This is a genomic window from Nocardioides panacisoli (genome assembly GCF_019448235.1).
Taxonomy (GTDB): domain Bacteria; phylum Actinomycetota; class Actinomycetes; order Propionibacteriales; family Nocardioidaceae; genus Nocardioides; species Nocardioides panacisoli_A.
The window spans coordinates 2,938,556-2,957,737 of record NZ_CP080409.1; the positions used below are offsets into that span (position 1 = coordinate 2,938,556).

The following is a 19,182-nucleotide window of genomic DNA, read 5'->3' on the forward strand; positions in this document are numbered from 1 at the left end:
TCTCGACGCACCATGTGGAACGACGCCTGACCCGACTCGCGCCCGCGGCCCACGCCCGGCGAGTCACGACTCGTCCGAAGGCGCTCGCATGTCCGCTTCCACCCTCACCCCGCTCCGCCCCGTGTTGGTCCGCGACCTCGCCGTCGCCCACCCCGACCGTCCCGTGTTCGACGGGCTCGACCTCACTGCGGCCCCCGGCCGCCGGGTCGGGCTCGTCGGCGAGAACGGCGTCGGCAAGTCCACCCTGCTCCACGCCATCGCGGGCGACCTGCCCGAGAGTGCACGCGTCACCGGCCACGTCCAGCGACCCGACGATCTCGTGTTGCTGGGCCAGGAACCGCCGTTCCGCGACGCCGACACCGTGGCTGAGGTCCTCGCCGGGGCCCTGGCGCCGCTGCGCCGCGCGGTCGCCGACGTCGAGCGTCTCGCCGGGGAGGTGGCGAACCCCGAGGCCGCCGCGGCGTACGCCGCCACGCTGGAGTTCGCGACCCGGCACGAGGCCTGGGACGCCGACCGTCGCGCCACGATCGCCGCGCGGCGACTGGGCGTGGCCGACCTCGCGCCCGAGCGGCGCATCGGCACGCTCTCCGGCGGTCAGCGCACCCGGCTCTCGCTCACCGCGATCATCACGCGCCGACCCGAGGCGGTCCTGCTCGACGAGCCCACCAACCACCTCGACGACGACGCGGTCGCCCTGCTCACCGAGTTCCTGCGTGACCTGCCCGGCGTGGTCCTCCTCGCCAGCCACGACCGGATCCTCCTCGACGAGGTCTGCACCGAGCTCGTCGACCTCGACGCGGGCGCGGACGGGCGTCGGCAGGGCGAGCGCTTCGGCGGCGGCTGGACGGCCTACGAACACCTACGTCGCGCAGCCCGAGTCCGATGGCAGGAGACCTGGACCGCCCAGCAGGCAGAGATCGCCCGGCTGCGCGAGGCCACGCAGATCGGGACCGGCAGCATCGCCCACGGCCGCGGCCCGCGGGACAACGACCGCTTCATCCACCACAAGAAGGGACAGCGGGTCGAGCGGACCCTCGCACGCCGCAAGAAGGACGCCGCCCGCCGACTCGCCGAGGCCGAACGCGCCCAGGTCCCGAAGCCACCGGAGCCACTGCGCTTCTCCCCACCCGCCGTCCGCACAGCGGGCAACGGGCCAGCCGTGCGCATCGCCGGAGTCGTCGTGCCGGACAGGTTGCGCCTGGACCAGCTCGACGTCGAGGCCGGCGAGCACCTCCTGGTCAGCGGCGCCAACGGCGCCGGGAAGTCCACGCTGCTCGGCGTGCTCGCCGGCCGGATCACCGCGGCCTCCGGGACTGTCCAGGTCACCGCACGGCGTACGGCGGAGCTCACCCAGGACCCGGCGTTCGCCGAGCCGCGACGATCGGCCCACGACACCTACCGAGTGCTGATCGGCGCCGATGTCGCCGAACGCCAGCCGCTCACGGACCTCGGCCTGCTGCCCCCGCGCGACCTCGGTCGCCCGGTCGGCGTGCTGTCGGTCGGCCAACGCCGCCGTCTCGCGCTGGCCGTCGCGGTCGCGGCGGCCCCGGACCTGCTGCTCCTCGACGAACCCACCAACCACGTCTCCCTCGGCCTGGTCGCCGAGCTCGAGGACGCACTCGACGCGACACCGGCCACGGTCGTGGTGGCGTCCCACGACCGCTGGCTGCGCCGCCGTTGGCGCGGGAGCGAGATCCGCCTCGGCGGACCGCCTCCCGCGTGAGTCGGCGTACGTCGGGGGTCAGGTCGTGCCGCTGCTGCCGGGGGAGCCGACCCGGTCGACCGGATCGGACCCACCGCTGCTGGGCGCGCAGTGGGCGCAGCAGTAGATCGTGCCGTGGACCTCCACGCCGTGCCCGAGGACCTGGCAGCCGCAGTGGTCGCAGCGGGGCGCGATCCGGTGGGCGGCGCACTCGATGCTGTCGAAGGTGAACTGCTCACCGGCGGCGGTGGTCACCTCGAAGCTGCGGTCGTACTCGTTGCCGCACGTGGCGCACGTGTTCATGATCGGCTCCTCTCGATCGGGTGCCTCAGTGGTGCGGTACCCGATGTCGGCCCGATGATGCGCGGCCGCGTTCAGTCGGAGGCGACGTCGCAGCGGTGGGCGTCGTTGCCCTCCCAGCCCGGGGCGACCCCGGGCCGCAGGCGGTAGTCGTCGTCGTAGTCGCCACCGAAGAGGTGCCGGTAGCCGATCGGCTCCTCGTCGCGTGCGCCCTCGACCCGCGCCACGAGTCGCGCGACCTCCGCGTCGAACTGGCCGTCGTCCCAGTGGTGGACGCTGGTCAGCACGTGCGGCGCGAGCGGCGCCATGCCGGTGTAGTGGAACGTGCCGTGCAGCAGCGGGAACAGCACGTCCTCGGGCCGCCCGCTCACCCCGCGCGGACCGAACGCGGAGGCCCGGTCACCGGCCGAGGTCACCGCGAGCGCGCGTCGCCCGACCAGCCCGCCGTCGCCGTACTTGCGCACGCGGCCGGTCACCTCGTCCTTCACCCCGAAGGCGAAGCCGTTGACGAAGATCCGGTCGATCCAACCCTTGAGGATCGCCGGCATGCCGTACCACCACAGCGGGAACTGCAGCACCACCAGCTCCGACGCCGCGAGCTTGTCCTGTTCGGCGCGGATGTCGGGCGCCAGCCGCCCCTCGTGGTGCCCGGTGGCCTGCCAGGTCGACACCGGCGTCCCCGGCTCCGGCGCCGCGCCGGTCAGGTCGGCCGCGGTCAGCACCGGGTCGAACCCCATCCGGTAGAGGTCGCTCTCGACCACCGTGTGGCCCCGCTCCCGCAACTGCGGGAGTACGGCGTCACGCAGCTGGCCGTTGAGGGAATCCGCGTCCGGGTGCGCCAGCACCCACAGCACCTGCATCGCCGCTCCTTCGTCGAGGCCTTCCCTCAGCAGAGCGCCCGCGGGGCCGCGGCTATTCCGACCACCACCGTGGCGTCGTACTCCTCGCCGTGGTCGAGGGCCGCCGACAGGCCGGCATCGCGCAGCACTGCCAGCGCCGCCGGCCCCTGGCCGGCGCTCACCTCGCTGAGCAGCCGCCCGCCCGGGGTGAGCCAGTCGGCCGCCAGCGTCGCGACGCGGCGCAGCACGTCCAGCCCGTCCGGACCGCCGGCCACCGTCGTCCGCGGCTCGTGGTCGCGGGAGTCGGCCGGCATCTGCGCGACCGCGTCGTCGGGCACGTAGGGCACGTTCGCGGTCATCACGTCCACCCGCCCGCGCAGGTCCGCGGGCAGCGGCGCCACCAGGTCGCCGGCGTACGCCGTCCCGAGCCCGGCGAGGTTGTCGCGCGCGCAGGCGACCGCGGCCGGGTCGACGTCGACCGCGTGCAGGACCACCCCCGGCACCCGGGTCGCGACGGCGAGCCCGATCGCACCCGTGCCGCAGCACAGGTCGACCACGGTGCCACCCGGCGGCGTCACCCCGGCGGCCACGTCGACCAGGTGGGTCGTACGGCGGCGGGGGACGAACACGCCCGGCGCGACGGCCACGCGCAGCCCGGCGAACGCGACCCACCCCAGCACGTGCTCCAACGGCTCGCCGGCGACGCGGCGGCGTACGAGCTCCTCGAGGGCGGTGCCGTCGGCTGCGTCGACCAACAGTGCCGCCTCCTCCTCGGCGAACACGCACCCGGCCGCCCGCAGTCGATCCACCAGCGGGTCGGGGTTCACGCCGGCCTCCTGGGTCTCGACACGCCGGTCGCGGGCTCGCACGCTCGCCCGCGCGGCTGCTCGACCCCGTCGGGCGACGCTGCCCGCGCAGGCGCGGTCAGCGGCCCTCCGGCATCAGCAGCCAGCCGACCACGTAGAGGATGATGCCGGTGCCGAAGCCGAAGATCACGGCGACGACCAGCAGGATCCGCACCAGGTTGGCGTCCAGGCCCAGGTAGCGCGCGACGCCGCCGCACACACCGGCGATCATCTTGTCGTCCGGCGTGCGGACCAGCTTCTTGCCCTCCGGCCTCGGCGCCGGTGGCGGGGAGTAGTTCTCGTAGTTGCTCATGACTCCATGGTGCCGCGCTCGTCGCAGCGCGACATCGGGGAACGCCCCGGAACCGTCCCTGATCGCACCCGGACCCGCGAGCCGCCGGGCGCGCACCCTCCCCGGGCGGACACAATGGAGGCATGCGACCCCAGGTCGTGGCGCACCGTGGCGCCAGTGCCACCGAGGCCGAGCACACCCTCGGCGCCTACCTCGCAGCGCTCGACGAGGGGGCGGAGGGCCTGGAGTGCGACGTCCGGCTCACCGCCGACGGCCACCTGGTCTGCGTCCACGACCGCAGCCTGCGGCGTACCGGCTCCAGCGCGGGGCTGGTCTCCACCTCCGACCTCGCCGACCTGGCCGAGCTCGACTTCGCCACCTGGAAGCGGCCCTGGGCCGACCTCGACGACGAGGCCGAGGAACCCGACGAGGACATGGGCCGCGTCCTGACCCTGCGCAAGCTGCTCGAGACCGTCGCCGACTACGACCGTCGCGTCGAGGTGGCGATCGAGACCAAGCACCCCACCCGGTACGGCGGGCTGGTCGAGCGCCGCCTGGTCGACCTGCTGCGCAACTTCGGCTGGCACCGTGCCGGTGCGCCGGTGCGCGTCATGAGCTTCTCCTTCACCGCGCTGCAGCGCGTGGAGCGCCACGCCCCGGAGATGCAGCTGGTGCAGCTGGTCGAGCGCGCCAGCTACTGGCCGATGCTGCGCCGCGCCGTGGGACGGGAGTGGACCATGGGGCCCGGCATCAAGCTCGTCCGGGAGCACCCCGAGATCGTCGAGCGCATGGCGCGCCACCGCGACGTCCACGTGTGGACGGTCAACAACGAGGAGGACCTGCAGCGCTGCCTGGACCTGGGCGTCAAGGCCGTGATCACCGACCGGCCGGGCCACCTCGTCGACCTGCTGGACCGCCGGGAGCGCGACGACCAGTAGGTTGCCCCTCATGGGCAAGAAGAGCCGCACCAAGAAGGAAGCCACCCGCACCCCGGGCGAGGTCGGGCCGCGCCAGCCCTGCCCCTGCGGGTCGGGCAAGCGCTACAAGGCCTGCCACGGCGCCCCCGGCGGCGCCCAGATCTACGTCAAGCGGCCCTTCGAGGGCATGGCCTCCGAGTGCGACATCATCGCGCTGCGCGAGCTCGTGCCCGCGGCCACGGCGCCGCTCCCGCTCACCGGTGAGTACGCCGACCGCGACGTCCGGCTGTGCAGCCTGCTGCCCGGCGCGGTGCCGGCGATGGTCCGTGAGTCGGGCCAGGTGTGGCTCGGCCTGCAGGTGCAGCACGACTTCGGCGACGCCTCCCGCGACCTCGGCGCCGTGCTGCTCAAGGCGCTCGACTCCGAGGAGGGCGTGGTCGGGCTGACCGACGCCCCCGAGCCGGGGCCGCGGCTGCAGGACCTGGTCGCCGACGAGCCGCTCGAGATCACCGTGCACTCCGGCTTCGAGTACTGGGTCGACGACGTCGAGGACTCCCCGGAGGTGCAGGAGGCCCTGTCGCAGGCCGAGGGCGCGGCCACCCCGACCGATCGCCTCACCTCGGTCAGCGCGGCGTACTGGACGCAGATGGGGGACCGGGAGTACCTCCGCTGGGTGATGCCGGAGCCGGAGGACGAGCTGCTCGACGCCTTCGCGCGACTGCACGAGCGTGGCGCCACCCCGGTGGTCCCCGGCGCCCGGGTGATCGGCATGTTCCGCGCGCACGGCCTGCTCGCCCCGGTGTGGGACCTGCCGGTCGGCACCGGTGCGGAGGCGCTGGAGGAGCCGGCGGCGGCGTTCGTCGAGACGCTGCGCGAGGCGCTGGCCGACACCACGCCGCTGACCACCGAGCAGCGTGCGGCCCGCTCGGGGCTGGCCAATCGCCAGGTCACCATCCGCCAGTAGCGATCCCGTCGGTCGAGCCTGTCGAGACCTCGTCGGTCGGTTTCGGCAGGCTCAGCCACCGGGTGCGCCGAGCCCACCTCAGTTGCGGGGCAGCAGCCGCCACACGTGGAGCCGGGAGTAGCCCTTCACCCGCAGGCGGGGGATCCGGCGGAGGCGGTACGCCGCGCCCTCGCCGCCGTGGTCGTCCCCGGCCCCGCCGTGGTCGTGGTCGGGACGGCCGGTGACCGCCTCGTACATGCCGCGGTCGACCAGCACGCTGTTGGGACGGGCGGCCGAGGTGAGCCGGGAGGCGATGTTGACCACCGGCCCGTAGACGTCGCCCAGCCGGGTGACCACGTCGCCGTACGCGACGCCGGCGTGGACGTCGGGGAAGTCGTCGCCGTCGTCCGCGCCGCGCGCGACCATCTCCAGCGCGATCTCGGCGGCAGCGGTCGGTGAGTCACAGGTGATGAGCAGCTCGTCGCCGATGTTCTTGATGATCCGCCCGCCGTGGCGCACCACGACGTCGAGCACCGCGGACTCGAACCCCTCCAGCCACGCCACCAGCTCCTCCTCCGAGAGCGTGCGGGACTGGCGCGTGTAGTGGGCGATGTCGACGAAGCAGACCGCCTGCTTGCTGGGGTCCGCGCCGGCCTCGGTCACGGTGAGCATCCGGGAGGCGACGGCGTGGACGTGGCGCCGCCACGTGTAGGCCTGCAGCTCGTCGATCATCGGCACGACGTCCTCGGCGAGCTCGAAGAGCGTCGTCATCGGCTCCTCGCTCTCCAGGGCGATGTCGGCGAGGAGCTCGGCCTGCCACTCGGCGAGGCGGGCGAACGAGCGGCCCCAGGTGCGGACCAGCCCGTCCTGCCGCGTGGGGTTGAGGATGCCGGAGTCGATCAGCTGCCGCGTCAGCTGCAGCGAGCGGACGTCGGCCTCGGTGAAGGCCGGCACGTCGTCGCCCACCTCGGCAAAACCCATCAGCCGCCACAGCTGCTGCGCGAACGGCAGCGGTACGCCGGAACGCTCGCTGACCTCGCGGCGCGTCAGCTCCGGGCGTCCGCCGAGCAGGATCGGCTCGAGCTGCTCGAGCGCGTCGTCGGGCAGGAGTGCCTCGGCCGGCGGCCGTTCGGCGCCGGCCGGCGCGTCGGGACCCTCGTCGTCGGTCACCCCACGCGCGACTGCGCGACCTGCACGAGCGCGTCGTGGAAGCTCGGCATCTCCTTGTCGAGCTGGCGCAGCGTCGCGTCGGTGAGGTGGATGGTCTCCAGCGGCGTCAGCGCCACGACGGTCGCATTGCGCAGCTTGTTGCCCACGATCGCGGCCTCGCCGACGATGTCGCCCGGCCCGAGGCGCGCCAGCTCGTTGCCGTCCTGGCGGATCGAGGCGGTGCCCTCGAGGATGATGTAGGCCTTGTCGGCGGGCGTGTCCTCCCAGATGGGGGACCAGCCCTCGGGGAGCTTGACGCGGCGACCCTCACCGCTGATCCGCGCGACTTCCTGCGGCGTGAAGTGCTCGAAGAACGTTGCCATCGGTGTGGACCTTTCGCTGCGGTGACCCCATGTCGAGGCGCCGCGGCACCCGCAGGTGACCGTGACGCGTTGGCAGTGACCCTAGCCGCCCCGGGGGTCGTCGGGAAGGAGATCGCGAGCGATGGGACAACTCATGCACCGCGGCCCGCCCCGCCCCGAGCCCAGCTCGGAGCCGGCGATCGCGATCACCTCGATGCCGGCCTCGGCCAGCCGCGCGTTGGTCACCTCGTTGCGCTGGTAGGCGACGGCCAGCCGCGGCGCCAGCGCCAGGGTGTTGTTGCCGTCGTCCCACTGCTCGCGCTCGGCGGTGACCGGGTCCAGCCCGGTGTCGAGGTGGCGCAGCTCGTCGATCCCCATCGCCTCGGCGGCCGCCCGCAGGAACGGCCGCGGCGGTGCCACGTCCAGCCGCGGCCGGCCGGCGTCGTCGAGGGACTGCGTGACGGCGTACGCCGTGAGGCTGTCGGCGATGTTGGGGTACATCACCACCAGGTCGTGGTCGACCATCGTGCAGACGGTGTCCAGGTGCATCGTCGCCCGCTCCTGGGCGATGGGCACGACCAGCACGGTCTCGGCCAGCCCGTGGGCGAAGGCCTGCAGCGCGAGCCGTTCGGCGCCGGCGGGTGTGGTGCGCTCGCCCACCCCGATGGCGATGACACCGGGTGCGAGGAGGAGGACGTCGCCGCCCTCGACGTGCTCGAGCTGGTTGCCGTGGATGCGCTCCTCGGCGGAGAAGCGTCGGTGGAAGCGGTAGACGAGGTCGGTCAGCTGGGACTCCCGCCGCCGCGCGGGCATCGCCAGCGAGGTGACTGCGACCCGGTCCCGCAGCCACACCGAGGAGTCGCGGGTGAAGAGCAGGTTGGGCAGCGGGTCGACCAGGAACGTCTCGTGGGAGAGCAGCGAGGTCACCAGGCTGCCGGGGAAGTGCCGCACCTCGTCGTTGCGGATGCCGGCGGTGAGGTGGCCGGTGAGCTCGGCCGGGGTGGCGTCGTCGAGGAAGTCGCGCAGGTAGGTGCGCAACGCGTCGCCGAGGTCCATCGAGGCCAGGGCGGTGTCGATCGCGACCGCTCGGGCCTCGGGGTCCGCGAAGGTCTCGGTGAGGAGCTCGGTCAGGTAGAGCACCTCGACGTCGTGGTCGCGCAACGCTGCCGCGAACGCGTCGTGCTCCTCCTGCGCCCGCGCCACCCACGGGATCCCGTCGAAGAGCAGCCGGTCGTTGTTGCGCGGCGTCAGGCGCCGCAGCTCGTTGCCCGGCCGGTGCAGCAGCACCGTGCGCAGCCGCCCGATCTCGCTGTCGGCGCCGACCATGGCTGCATGAGACATGCCCATCAGCGTAGTGAGGTTGGTAAGCGTGTGTCACCGGACGGGCCCTTGCGTTCCACTTGAGAACAAACCGGCGGCGATTCCACCGACTTCCGGCGCGCTAGGCCTGCGTGGGTTTATTCTCTGTCCACTACATGGGTGGCCGATAGGCCAGGGGATCGCGTGAACACACTCGGGCCCAAAATTACAAGTATCAGGGGGGAACGCTATGTCTCAGCCACCACCTCCCCCGGGCGCGTCAATGCCCGAAGGGGAGAAGAAGAAGAAGCCGATCGTTTGGATCGTCGTGGCGATCGTCGTCGGCGTGATCGTGTTGTGTTGCGGGGGTGGCGGAATCATCGCAGCCGTCTCGGATGACCCAACGGTCGAGGTCGAAGAGACGACCGAGTCGGAAAGCGCTTCGGAGGAAGCCCCCCAGGAGAAGAAGAAGTCAGAAGAGCCTAAGGACGAGAAGCCTTCGGAACCGGCTGAGCCCCAAGAGGAGCCGTCGCCAGCGGGCACGGAGGAGAACCCAGCTCCGCGCGGTACCGCGGTCGAGAACAAGAGTGCTCGATACAAGGTCCTTGATGTTCAGGTGCGCAAGAACACCGGCGGCCCGTTCGGTGAGGACGCCGCCGGGCAGTTCGTGATCGTGAAGTTGGCGGTCACGAATGTCAAGGACGAGACGATCCAATTCTCGAGTAGCGACCTCACGCTAATCGTCGATGGCACAGAGATCGAGGCCGACGACGCGACCATCTTCTTGGACGATGGGTTCGCCTACGACGACATCAGCCCTGGGCTGACGAAGGAAGGAAGCGTGGCTTTCGATGTCGCCCCGCAGAATGCCGGCAAGGGTGTGTTGAAAGCTCAAGCGATCTTCAGCATGGACGAGGCCGTCTACCTCTCGGTTCAGTAGGCGTTGGACCGGTCCTCGGACGTCTACTCCGCTCGAACGCTCCTGAACGGGTCGGCGGGGTAGACACCGAGGACCTTCACCTCGTGGGTGAAGAACGCCAGCTCGTCCAGTGCCCGCTTCAGGCCCGGGTCGTCGGGGTGGGCCTCCACCTCGGCGAGGAACATCGTGGCGACGAACTCGCCGCCGACCATGTAGCTCTCCAGCTTGGTCATGTTGACGCCGTTGGTGGCGAAACCGCCGAGCGCCTTGTAGAGCGCGGCGGGGATGTTGCGGACGTGGAAGACGAAGCTCGTCACCACCGGGCCGTCGCCCGCCGGCGCGGCCAGCATCTCCTTGGACAGCACGACGAAGCGGGTCGTGTTGTGGTCCTCGTCCTCGACGTCCTCGGCGAGGATCTGCAGCCCGTAGGTCTCCGCCGCCAACGGCGGTGCAATGGCCGCCTGGGTGGGGTCCTTGGCCTCGGCGACCTCGCGGGCCGCGCCCGCGGTGTCGCCGGAGATGGTCGGGGTCAGGCCGTGCTCGCGGATGAAGCGGCGGCACTGGCCCAGGGCGTGCACGTGGCTGTGCACCGTCTCGATCGCATCGAGCCGGGCGCCGGGCAGGCCCATCACGGTGAACTGGATGGGCAGGAAGTGCTCGGCGATGATGTGCAGCCCCGACCCGGGCAGGAAGTGGTGGATGTCGGCGACCCGGCCCGCGATCGAGTTGTCGATCGGGATCATCGCCAGCTCGGCCTCGCCGTTGTCGACCGCCGCGAAGACGTCCTCGAAGGACGCACAGGGCACCGACTCGGCGTCGGGATAGTGCTGGTTGCACACGGCGTGGGAGTTGGCGCCGGGCTCTCCCTGGTAGGCGATGCGGGTCACTCGGGTCACCCGGTCAGGGTAGTCGGGCCCGATCCCCCGCGACACACGCCTCGCATGCCGGGAGCGCGGCCCCACACGCCCTAGCGTTCGCCCATGACCCTCTTCCTCGCGCTCGCCGCCGTGGTCATCGCCCTGGTGGCCCTCGGGCTCGAGCTGGAGTCGCGGCGTACGCCGCGCGCCGGGGACGTGCCGCACGACCTGCCCGGCCTGCGGGCGGAGGTCGCCCGGCTGCAGGAGCAGAACGCCGGCGCGCTGCGCCACCTGGCCGTCGAGCGGTACGACGCCTTCAGCGACCTCGGTGGCCAGCTGTCGTGGTCGGTGGCGCTGGTCGACCCTGCCGGCAACGGCGTCGTCCTCACCTCCATCCGGGGACGCGAGGACGCCCGCACCTACGCCAAGGGCATCACGGCCTGGGAGGGCGACCAGGAGCTCTCCCCCGAGGAGCGACGCGCCCTCGACCGGGCCCACGACGAGCCCTGAGGACGCGCGCCCCCACGGGGGAGCCCCGAGTCGTCCCGTCTCAGTCGAAGAGCGGTGCGAACCCGGCCGGGAGCTGCGACCGGAGGTCGCCCACCTCACCCGCGGAGACGGTGCTCGCCAGCGTGCCGAGCACGGCCTGCACCTGCGGCCGGGCCTGCTCGGGGTCGGTGCCACTGCCGAGGTGCTCGGCAACGCGGCGGAGGAACTCGTCCACGTCGTCGGTGGTCGGGTCGGCGTTCACGTGCTCGGTGACCGCACCCTTCAGCTCCTCGGGCAGCTGGGCGGCGAGGTCCTGTGCCTCGTCGCCGGTGAGGCGCTGACCCAGGTCGGCCAGCACCACGCGGGTGACCTCCTGGGCATCGGTCCGGTCGGTCGGGCCACCGTGCTCGGTGACGGTCTTGATGAACTCGTCGTAGCGCATGGCCTGTTCTCCTCTCAGCGCTCGGTGCCGCCCGGGACGTCCTCGCCCTCGGGCTCCTGCGGGACGGCGTCGGCGACGTCGTCCATGGACTCGTAGCGGCCCTTGGGCAGGGTGCGGAGGGCCTGGAGCGACTTGGCGTCCACACCCCGCTCCTCGGCGTAGGCCACCAGTTCGTCCTTCGTCGCAGGGAAGTCGGCTCCCTGCAGAGCCTTGTGTGCCCTGAGGTCGTCGCGCGTCGTCATCGTGGGCAGCCTCCTTGCTGTCTTCTGGCTGTCGTGGCTGTCAGGTCGTGCAGTGGGGTGGTCAGGTGCGGGGGAGGTCGGGCACCTCGAAGCGCAGCAGCGCGGCGACGTGGCCGCCGACCTCCCGGTCGATCAGTGCGGCCTCCGCGTCGGTGCGGGCACCGGCACGGAGCAGGTGGGCCTCGGAGTCCGCGGCGCGCTGGTGCTCGAGCAGCACGCTGGCGACGGCGCCCATCTCCAGCGCCTGCTCGACGGCGGCGGGGCCCTCGGCGGCCTGGTCGTGGGCGCGGCCGTGGTCGAACCGCTCCGCGACCTCCTGCGCGTGCGCCCGGCTGACCTCTTCGGCGATCAGGCGCAGCTGCTCGGCCAGCGCCTCCTCGGCCGCGTCGTCGTCGGTGCCGCCCTGCTCCACCTCGCGGTGGATCTCCTGCAGGGCGGGCGTGAGCTCGTCGCGCAGCGCCGTGCGGCCCTGCACCTCGCCCGCGAGCACGACCACGTCGGGCCGCCACGCACGGGCGGCCTCGTCGAGGTGCTCGGCGATCTTGCGCACGTTCTGCTTCACGGCCTCGTCGGCGCGGCGCTGGATCTGGTTGTGGGAGAAGGCGCCCTCGCGGGGCTTGTGCACCGACTCCTCCGAGGCCGGCTCGACCTCGGACTCGCGCCGGTCGTCGAGCGAGTGCTGCGGCGCGGCGACGATGCGGCGTACGACGGCGCCCTGCTGGTCGGCGATCGCGACCAGCAGCCGCGTCGAACCGGCCACCTCGCGGACGTAGGCACCCAGCTCGGGGTCCTTGCCGTGGTGCGCAGCGTCGCCCTCGCCGAGGGCGGCGTCCCATGCCTCGTCGAGCAGTACGCCGGAGGCGTTGGCCACGAGCACGCGGCCGTCGGTCTGGACCTCGGTGATGTCCTCGACGAGGACGGCGGCGTCGAGTGCCTCGAGGGTCGCCTCGTCGGCGCCGTCGTCGGCGAGCCGGCCCCGCAGGTCGTCCCACCGGAGGCGCACCTGCTGCTCGGCGTCCTCGGCCGGCGAGCGGCCCTCCAGGTAGACCGTGGCGAAGGGGCCGTCGGCGTCGTACACGTTGCGGAGGTCACCAAGTTGCACGGGCGTTCCTTCCATGCCGTCGGGCGCCGTGGCGGCTGCCGGACGGAAAGCTTCGAGACTGTTGACTGATGTCTGTCGGGCGTCCGGTACCCACCCGCCGCCGTGCCGAAACGGGTGAGGTGGCGCACCGCCCGCCGGGCGGCGAACCTCAGCGGGGGACGCGCACCAGCAGTCGCCCGTGGATGTTCTCGCAGGTCAGCTCGCGGCCCTGCCCGATGGTGTCGCCGTCGATCTGGCGCGGCACGTCGTGGTTGGCGCGCACGGTGATCTCGCGTCCGGCGAAGCGGGCCACCGACTCACCGGCCTTGCGCTCGCGGCGGGTGAGGACGCGGAGGACGAGCGGGATCCAGCTGAGGAAGCGTCGCGGGTAGAGCAGCACGACGTCGACCTGGCCGTCGTCGATGGTGGCGTCCGGCAGCAGCGTCATGCCGCCCTGCAGGCTGCCGACGTTGCCGATCACGACCGTCCGGGCGCGGTGCACGGTGGGGCCCTCACCGTCGACGGTGACCTCGATCTTCATCGTCGGGAACATCAGCGCCTTCAGGCCCGACCAGACGTAGGCCAGCCACCCGACCTTGGCCTTGATGTCCTCGTTGACGCCCTCCATGATCGCGGCGTCGAAGCCGAGGCCGGCCATCACTAGGAAGTGGCTGTCGTCGATGCCGTCGCCGCTGACCCGGACCATGTCGATGGCGCGGTCCTGGCCGGTGAGGGCGACGTCGATCGCGGCGCGGATGTAGAGCGGCAGCTCGAGGTTGCGCGCGAGCAGGTTGCCGGTGCCGGCGGGCAGGATCCCGACGGGGATGCCGGTGCCGGCGAGCTCGGCGCACACCTCGCGCACGGTGCCGTCGCCACCACACACCACGACCAGGTCGGCGCCCTCGACGGCGGCCTGGTGGGCCTGGCCGGTGCCGGAGTCCTCGACGGTCGTGTAGTGCCAGCGGGGCTCGGACCAACCGGCGGCGGCCGCCATCTGGGTGAGGATGCCGCGGAAGTCCTCGACGTCCTCGACCTTGCTCGGGTTGAGCACGACGGCGAGGTTGCGGCTCGTGGTCGGGATCGCCTCGGGCAGCGGATCCGCCTTCGCGGCGTGGCTGCGCGGCAGCGGGCTGTAGAGCGCCATCCCGAGCAGGACCACGCCCACGCCGAGCAGGACGCCGGCGATCACGTCGAGCGGGTAGTGGCGCCCGAGGAGCAGCCGGTCCGCGACGACGACCAGCAGCACCAGGACCACGCCGGTGCCCAGCAGGCGGCGGACGCTGCCCCGGCGGATCAGCATCGTGGAGAGCATGATCGCCAGCGCGGCGAGCCCGGCGGTCCCGGACGCGTGGCCGGAGGGGAAGGCCGGGCCGAGGTGCAGGTGGTCCATCGCCTGCCACTCCGGGCGGTCCCGGTCGACCAGCAGCTTCGCGGCGCGCATCGCCAGCCAGCCCGCGACCATCGTGGCGAGCACCAGGGTGCCGGCGCGGCGGTGACCCTTGAGGAGGAGGCCGCCGGTGAGGGCGAACGTGTAGGCGGTGAGCGCGTAGAACCCGAACGCCAGCTCCACGCCCAGCAGCGGGAGCCGCAGCCACTCCTCGCCGCGGGCCCAGCCGCGGACCTGCTCGGCGACCTCGCGGTCGACGTCGAGCACCGCGGAGACCTCGCCCACGACGAGCGCCGTGAGTGCCCCGAACCCGGCCAGGCACAGCACGGCCAGCACGAGTGGGCCGCGTCGGCTGTCCAGCACCGCTGCACTCCTCGGGGTCGGCGATTCGGGTCCGGGCGAGGATATGCCGCAGCGGGCCCATCGGCGTACTCGTCGGCGCGGGAGCGACCGATGCGGCGTACGCCGACCGCTACGGTCGGGGCATGAACACCGATCGCACGCTGGCCACCGAGGGCGAGACCGACGGCCAGCCGCCGCTGCACCGCGTGGGTGCGTCCGGGCTCGCCGTCTCGGCGGTGGGCCTGGGCTGCAACAACCTCGGTCGTCCCGGGGCCGCGACGGAGTCCCAGGAGGGCACCGACCGGGTCGTCGGCGCCGCGCTGGACGCCGGCATCACCTTCTTCGACGTCGCCGACACCTACGGCGGTCGCCCGGGGCTGTCGGAGGAGCGCCTCGGCGACGCGCTCGGCGGTCGGCGCGACCGCGCGATGATCGCGACGAAGTTCGGCATGGACGCCCGCGGCGCCAACGGCGCCGACTGGGGTGCTCGCGGCTCACGGCGCTACGTGATCAGTGCCGTCGAGGCCTCGCTGCGGCGGCTCTCGACCGACCGCATCGACCTCTACCAGTTCCACACGCCGGACCCCTACACCCCGATCGAGGAGACCCTCAGCGCCCTCGACGCCCTGATCCAGGCGGGCAAGATCCGCTACGTGGGCAGCTCCAACCGCGCCGGGTGGCAGATCGCCGAGGCGGAGTTCATGGCGCGCGAGCTCGGGGTGGAGCGGTTCGTGTCCTCCCAGAGCCACTACAACCTGCTCGACCGGCGCGCCGAGCTGGAGGTGCTGCCGGTGTGCCGTGCGTACGGCATCGGCGTGCTGCCCTACTTCCCGCTCGCCGACGGCCTGCTGACCGGCAAGTACTCCGCCGGCAAGGCCCCCGACGGCAGCCGCCTCTCCCGGACCCGCCAGCACCGTGCCGAGCACGGCTCGTCGGCGCAGATGCAGGCCTACGCCGACTTCGCCAACTCCCGCGGCCTGAGCCAGGTCGAGGTCGCCATCGGCTGGCTGCTCGCCCAGGTGCCGGTCACCAGCGTGATCGCCGGCGCGACCTCGGTCGAGCAGGTCCAGGCCAACGCGGCCGCCGCCTCCTGGAAGCCGACCCGGGAGGATCTCGACGAGCTCGACCAGCTCTTCCCGCCCCCGGACCCGATCGCCCTGTTCTGAGTCCCCCCACGGCGCCGAGTCGGCGCCAACTCGGCTCCGCACCGTGCCGAGTCGGCGCCAACTCGGCCGAGTTCACGCCGACTCGGCACGGCGGGTGGGTGGGGGACCGATAGCCTCGGGGCCATGATCGACCCGCGCATCCTCCGAGACGACCCCGACCGCGTCCGCGCCGCCCAGGCCCAGCGGGGGCTGTCCGCCGACGTGGTCGACGAGGCACTGCGCGCCGACCGCGACCGCAAGGCCGCGATCAACACCTTCGAGACCAAGCGGGCCGAGCAGAAGCAGGTCGGGTCGCGGATCGCCAAGGCCGACGGCGAGGAGAAGCAGGCGCTGCTGCAGCAGACCGCCGCGCTGAAGGAAGAGGTCAAGGCCGCCGAGGCCGCGCGCGGCGAGGCCGAGGACGCCTGGCAGGCCGCGCTCGCGAGCATCCCCAACCTGGCCGCTCCGGAGGCACCCGCCGGCGGCGAGGACGACTACACCGTCCTGGAGCACGTCGGCGAGCCGGTCGAGTTCGACTTCGAGCCCCGCGACCACGTCGCGCTCGGGCAGCTGCTCGGCGCCATCGACCTCGAGCGCGGCGCCAAGGTCTCGGGCAGCCGGTTCTACTACCTCACCGGCGTCGGCGCCCAGCTGGAGTTCGCGCTGATCAACCTCGCCATGGAGCAGGCCACCGCGGCCGGCTTCACCCAGGTGATCCCGCCCTCGATGGTCAACCCCCGCGCCATGGGGGCCACCGGCTTCTTGGGCCAGGCCGCCGACGACGTCTACCGCATCGAGGGCCAGGACATGTACCTCGTCGGCACCTCCGAGGTGCCGATGGCGGCCTACCACGCCGACGAGATCTTCGACGCCGCCGACCTGCCCCGGCGGTACGCCGCCTTCAGCCCCTGCTTCCGCAAGGAGGCCGGCTCGCACGGCAAGGACACCCGCGGCATCATCCGCGTCCACTGGTTCGACAAGGTCGAGATGTTCGTCCACACCACGCTGGACCAGGCCGAGGCCGAGCACCAGCGGCTGCTGGCGTGGGAGAAGGAGTTCCTCGACAAGCTGGAGCTGGCCTACCGGGTCATCGACACCGCGGCCGGCGACCTGGGCCTCTCCGCGCAGCGCAAGTTCGACTGCGAGGCGTGGATCCCGACCCAGCAGCGCTACCGCGAGCTGACCTCGACGTCGAACTGCACCGACTTCCAGTCGCGACGCCTCGACATCCGCGTCCGCGGCGAGGACGGCAACGTCCCCACCGCCACCCTCAACGGCACGCTGTGCGCGATCCCGCGCACCATCGTGGCGATCCTGGAGACCCACCAGCAGGCCGACGGGTCGGTCCGCGTCCCCGCGGCGCTGCAGCCCCACCTGGGTGGGCGCGAGGTGATCGAACCGGTCGGTGGTTGAGGTGGTCTCGACAGGCTCGACCAACGCCGACGGCTCGACCGACGCCGTCGACTCCGGCTGGCAGCCCAAGCTGGTCGCGCTCGACATCGACGGCACGCTGCTGAAGTGGCACCACGGCACCGGCGCGAGCAGCAACGAGGTCACCCCGCTGGTCTACGCCGCCGTCGGCCGGGTGATCGAGGCCGGCGCCCACGTCGTACTCGCCAGCGGCCGCTCGCCGCTGGGCATGACCGCGATCGCCGACCTGCTCAGCCTGGAACGGCGTACGGCGGACCGCGTCTGGGTGGTGGCCTCCAACGGTGCGGTGGTCTTCCGCTACCCGCCGATGGAGGTCGTCCACGAGGAGACCTTCGACGCCTCCCGGGCCGTGCCCGCCGTCCTGGAGCACCACCCCAACGCGTTGGTGGCGGTCGAGGAGCGTGGCGTCGGCTACCGGGTCAACCGGCCGTTCCCGGCCGGGGAGCTCAACGGCGAGTTCATCCTCACCGACGTGGCCGAGATGGTCGCCGACCCGGTCAGCCGCGTGATCATCCGCGACCCGGACGCGACGGTGGAGGAGTTCGTGGAGCTGGGCCGCAAGCTCGGGCTGCACGGCACCGACTACTTCATCGGCTGGACCGCCTGGATGGACCTCTCTCCCCAGGGCGTCTCGAAGGCCTCCGGCCTCGCCCACGTCGCCACCGAGCTCGGCGTGGACCCCGCGGACGTGCTCGCCATCGGTGACGGCCGCAACGACATCGAGATGCTGCAGTGGGCCGGTCGCGGCGTGGCGATGGGGCAGGCGGTGGCCGAGGTGCAGGGCATCGCCGACGCGGTCACCGGCACCGTCGACGACGACGGTGCCGCCACCGAGCTCGACCGGTGGTTCCGCTCGCCGGGCGACTGACCGCACCGCCCCTACCATCCATCACATGGACTCCCGAGCGATCGCCCGAGTGGCGGCGTACGCCGGTCCGGGCCTGGCGCTGGCCGCGGCCGGCCTGTTCCATCCGCACTCGCTGAACCCGTCCTCGGCCCCGACGTGGTTCTGGCTGCACGTGGCGGGGCTGGCGGTCTTCCCGCTGGTCGGCGTGGCGCTCGCCATGCTGGTCCGGGGCCGCACCGACCCGCTCGCATGGGTGGTCCGGCTCGGCGCCTACGTCTACGCCACCTTCTACACCGCGCTCGACGTCATCAGCGGCATCGCAGCGGGCTACGTCACCAACGAGCTCGGTGCGGGCGTGCCGCGGCCCGACGAGGTGCGGCTGCTCTTCCGGATCGGCACCCCGCTCGGGGAGGTCGGCTCCTGGGCACTGCTGCTGGTCGCGGTGGTGCTCCTCGTCGACGCCGTACGCCGCCACGGCGGCCCGGGCGCACTGGCCCTGCTGCTCCTGCCGGGGGCGTGGCTGGTCCACGTCGACCACATCTTCAGCCCCGGTGGTGCGGCCGGGATGGCCCTGATCGGGCTCGGCACCGCTGCGATCGCCCGGCTCGAGCAGCCCGGGACCCAACAGCGCGAACACCGCCACGTCGCGGGGTGAGCGAGATCGCAGCGGGTCCGCGACGCACCGCCTTGCCCCCACGTGGTGGGATGATGGCGTGATGCTGCGGATCCTCTCGCTGGCACTGGCCGGCCTGCTGGCGCTCGCCCCGGTGGCGGCGATCCCCCAGGCGGCGTACGCGTCGACGGCGCCGCAGGCGTGCGAGCCCTTCGACATCGACAACGCCAAGGAGGTCCGCGCCAAGCTCGACGCGGCCGACACCGTCTTCGAGGGGCGGGTGCAGTCGGTGGCGAAGGTGCAGACCAACGGCACGGCCGAGTTCCAGCACAAGGTGCGGGTCGTCACCGTCTACGCGGGCGACCTGGAGACCGAGGAGCCGACCACCGTGGTCACCTTCCCCCGTTCCGACGACGGGCACGGACGGATGGCCGGCGGCACCCGGCACCTGTTCTTCGCCAACGACCGCTCCGACGGCAGCCAGGTCGTCGACCGGTGCAGCGGCACCACGACGCTGCAGCAGCGGCTGCCGGACTCCCGTGCCGCACTGCTGGACCAGCTGGTCGCCGAGGAGGCGGAGTCGGCCCGCGACGTCGCGCTCGAGGAGCCCTCGGCCGGTGTCTCGGACGCGCCGTCGTTGAAGCGGCTGGCGCTGCCGGGGGCGTTGGTCAGCTTGGTCGGGCTGCTGGCCCTGGTGCTCGTCGTGGCCGTGGGGGCCCGCCGGGCCCGTTGAGGGACC

Annotated in this window: 22 protein-coding genes; 10 read left to right on the forward strand and 12 right to left on the reverse strand. The window is 72.5% G+C overall.

The features are described from left to right. Positions 1-88 precede the first annotated feature (88 nt). Positions 89-1,723, forward strand: coding sequence for an ABC-F family ATP-binding cassette domain-containing protein (locus KUV85_RS14230; protein WP_219960549.1), 1,635 nt, complete (start codon positions 89-91; stop codon positions 1,721-1,723). Between the two features lie 18 nt (positions 1,724-1,741). Here the strand turns inward: KUV85_RS14230 and KUV85_RS14235 are convergent, their stop codons facing one another. From KUV85_RS14235 to KUV85_RS14250, 4 genes are all read right to left on the reverse strand, one after another. Continuing rightward, positions 1,742-2,005 carry a hypothetical protein gene (locus tag KUV85_RS14235; protein WP_219960550.1) on the reverse strand — a complete coding sequence of 88 codons (264 nt, stop codon included), beginning with the start codon at positions 2,003-2,005 and terminating at the stop codon, positions 1,742-1,744. A gap of 71 nt (positions 2,006-2,076) precedes the next feature. Then, positions 2,077-2,862 (reverse strand): NAD(P)H-dependent oxidoreductase, encoded by a 786-nt coding sequence (locus KUV85_RS14240; RefSeq protein ID WP_219960551.1) that lies wholly within the window; start codon positions 2,860-2,862, stop codon positions 2,077-2,079. Between the two features lie 26 nt (positions 2,863-2,888). Then, positions 2,889-3,668 carry a putative protein N(5)-glutamine methyltransferase gene (locus tag KUV85_RS14245; RefSeq protein ID WP_219960552.1) on the reverse strand — a complete coding sequence of 260 codons (780 nt, stop codon included), beginning with the start codon at positions 3,666-3,668 and terminating at the stop codon, positions 2,889-2,891. A 97-nt stretch (positions 3,669-3,765) separates the two neighbouring features. Further along, positions 3,766-3,999: a PspC domain-containing protein gene (locus KUV85_RS14250; RefSeq protein ID WP_219960553.1), complete on the reverse strand. Its 234-nt coding sequence runs from the start codon at positions 3,997-3,999 to the stop codon at positions 3,766-3,768. A gap of 122 nt (positions 4,000-4,121) precedes the next feature. On the opposite strand from KUV85_RS14250, the gene KUV85_RS14255 reads away from it, so the two are divergent. Both KUV85_RS14255 and KUV85_RS14260 read left to right on the forward strand, forming a co-directional pair. Continuing rightward, positions 4,122-4,916 carry a glycerophosphodiester phosphodiesterase gene (locus KUV85_RS14255; protein ID WP_219960554.1) on the forward strand — a complete coding sequence of 265 codons (795 nt, stop codon included), beginning with the start codon at positions 4,122-4,124 and terminating at the stop codon, positions 4,914-4,916. 10 nt (positions 4,917-4,926) lie between these two features. After that, entirely contained in the window at positions 4,927-5,859 is a 933-nt protein-coding gene (locus KUV85_RS14260; RefSeq protein ID WP_219960555.1) for a DUF5926 family protein, read from the forward strand. A gap of 78 nt (positions 5,860-5,937) precedes the next feature. On the opposite strand, the gene KUV85_RS14265 is transcribed toward KUV85_RS14260, so the two are convergent. The 3 genes from KUV85_RS14265 to KUV85_RS14275 form a co-directional block, all read right to left on the reverse strand. Beyond that, positions 5,938-7,008 (reverse strand): adenylate/guanylate cyclase domain-containing protein, encoded by a 1,071-nt coding sequence (locus tag KUV85_RS14265; protein ID WP_219960556.1) that lies wholly within the window; start codon positions 7,006-7,008, stop codon positions 5,938-5,940. After that, positions 7,005-7,370: a Crp/Fnr family transcriptional regulator gene (locus KUV85_RS14270; protein WP_219960557.1), complete on the reverse strand. Its 366-nt coding sequence runs from the start codon at positions 7,368-7,370 to the stop codon at positions 7,005-7,007. The genes KUV85_RS14265 and KUV85_RS14270 overlap by 4 nt, the downstream gene beginning before the upstream one ends. 81 nt (positions 7,371-7,451) lie before the next feature. Continuing rightward, the gene (locus KUV85_RS14275) at positions 7,452-8,690 is read right to left on the reverse strand and encodes an arginine deiminase (protein WP_219960558.1); all 1,239 of its coding nucleotides are present in this window, start codon (positions 8,688-8,690) and stop codon (positions 7,452-7,454) included. 241 nt (positions 8,691-8,931) lie between these two features. Between KUV85_RS14275 and KUV85_RS14280 the strand changes: the two genes are divergently transcribed. Then, a complete protein-coding gene (locus KUV85_RS14280) occupies positions 8,932-9,588 on the forward strand; it encodes a DUF4352 domain-containing protein (protein WP_219960559.1) in 657 nt (218 codons plus the stop codon). 23 nt (positions 9,589-9,611) lie between these two features. Here KUV85_RS14280 and KUV85_RS14285 read toward each other — a convergent pair whose 3' ends face one another. Continuing rightward, entirely contained in the window at positions 9,612-10,463 is an 852-nt protein-coding gene (locus tag KUV85_RS14285) for a prephenate dehydratase (protein ID WP_219960560.1), read from the reverse strand. An 84-nt stretch (positions 10,464-10,547) separates the two neighbouring features. On the opposite strand from KUV85_RS14285, the gene KUV85_RS14290 reads away from it, so the two are divergent. Then, positions 10,548-10,934, forward strand: coding sequence for a DUF4446 family protein (locus KUV85_RS14290; protein ID WP_219960561.1), 387 nt, complete (start codon positions 10,548-10,550; stop codon positions 10,932-10,934). A gap of 40 nt (positions 10,935-10,974) precedes the next feature. Here the strand turns inward: KUV85_RS14290 and KUV85_RS14295 are convergent, their stop codons facing one another. The 4 genes from KUV85_RS14295 to KUV85_RS14310 form a co-directional block, all read right to left on the reverse strand. Further along, on the reverse strand, positions 10,975-11,355 hold the full coding sequence (locus KUV85_RS14295; RefSeq protein WP_219960562.1) for a DUF2267 domain-containing protein: 381 nt from the start codon (positions 11,353-11,355) through the stop codon (positions 10,975-10,977). A 14-nt stretch (positions 11,356-11,369) separates the two neighbouring features. Beyond that, entirely contained in the window at positions 11,370-11,597 is a 228-nt protein-coding gene (locus KUV85_RS14300) for a DUF2795 domain-containing protein (RefSeq protein ID WP_219960563.1), read from the reverse strand. A gap of 61 nt (positions 11,598-11,658) precedes the next feature. After that, positions 11,659-12,699, reverse strand: a complete 1,041-nt coding sequence (locus tag KUV85_RS14305) for a Vms1/Ankzf1 family peptidyl-tRNA hydrolase (protein WP_219960564.1) — start codon at positions 12,697-12,699, stop codon at positions 11,659-11,661. A 148-nt stretch (positions 12,700-12,847) separates the two neighbouring features. After that, positions 12,848-14,428, reverse strand: coding sequence for a diacylglycerol kinase family protein (locus KUV85_RS14310; RefSeq protein WP_219960565.1), 1,581 nt, complete (start codon positions 14,426-14,428; stop codon positions 12,848-12,850). Positions 14,429-14,550: 122 nt separating this feature from the next. Between KUV85_RS14310 and KUV85_RS14315 the strand changes: the two genes are divergently transcribed. The 5 genes from KUV85_RS14315 (at position 14,551) to KUV85_RS14335 (ending at position 19,176) form a co-directional block, all read left to right on the forward strand. Next, positions 14,551-15,573, forward strand: a complete 1,023-nt coding sequence (locus tag KUV85_RS14315) for an aldo/keto reductase (protein WP_219960566.1) — start codon at positions 14,551-14,553, stop codon at positions 15,571-15,573. Positions 15,574-15,696: 123 nt separating this feature from the next. Next, positions 15,697-16,965 carry a serine--tRNA ligase gene (gene serS / locus KUV85_RS14320; protein WP_219960567.1) on the forward strand — a complete coding sequence of 423 codons (1,269 nt, stop codon included), beginning with the start codon at positions 15,697-15,699 and terminating at the stop codon, positions 16,963-16,965. Beyond that, positions 16,958-17,851, forward strand: coding sequence for an HAD family hydrolase (locus tag KUV85_RS14325; protein ID WP_219960568.1), 894 nt, complete (start codon positions 16,958-16,960; stop codon positions 17,849-17,851). The genes serS and KUV85_RS14325 overlap by 8 nt, the downstream gene beginning before the upstream one ends. Before the next feature lie 25 nt (positions 17,852-17,876). Continuing rightward, positions 17,877-18,485: a hypothetical protein gene (locus tag KUV85_RS14330; protein WP_219960569.1), complete on the forward strand. Its 609-nt coding sequence runs from the start codon at positions 17,877-17,879 to the stop codon at positions 18,483-18,485. A 61-nt stretch (positions 18,486-18,546) separates the two neighbouring features. Continuing rightward, positions 18,547-19,176: a hypothetical protein gene (locus tag KUV85_RS14335; protein ID WP_219960570.1), complete on the forward strand. Its 630-nt coding sequence runs from the start codon at positions 18,547-18,549 to the stop codon at positions 19,174-19,176. Positions 19,177-19,182: the final 6 nt, after the last annotated feature.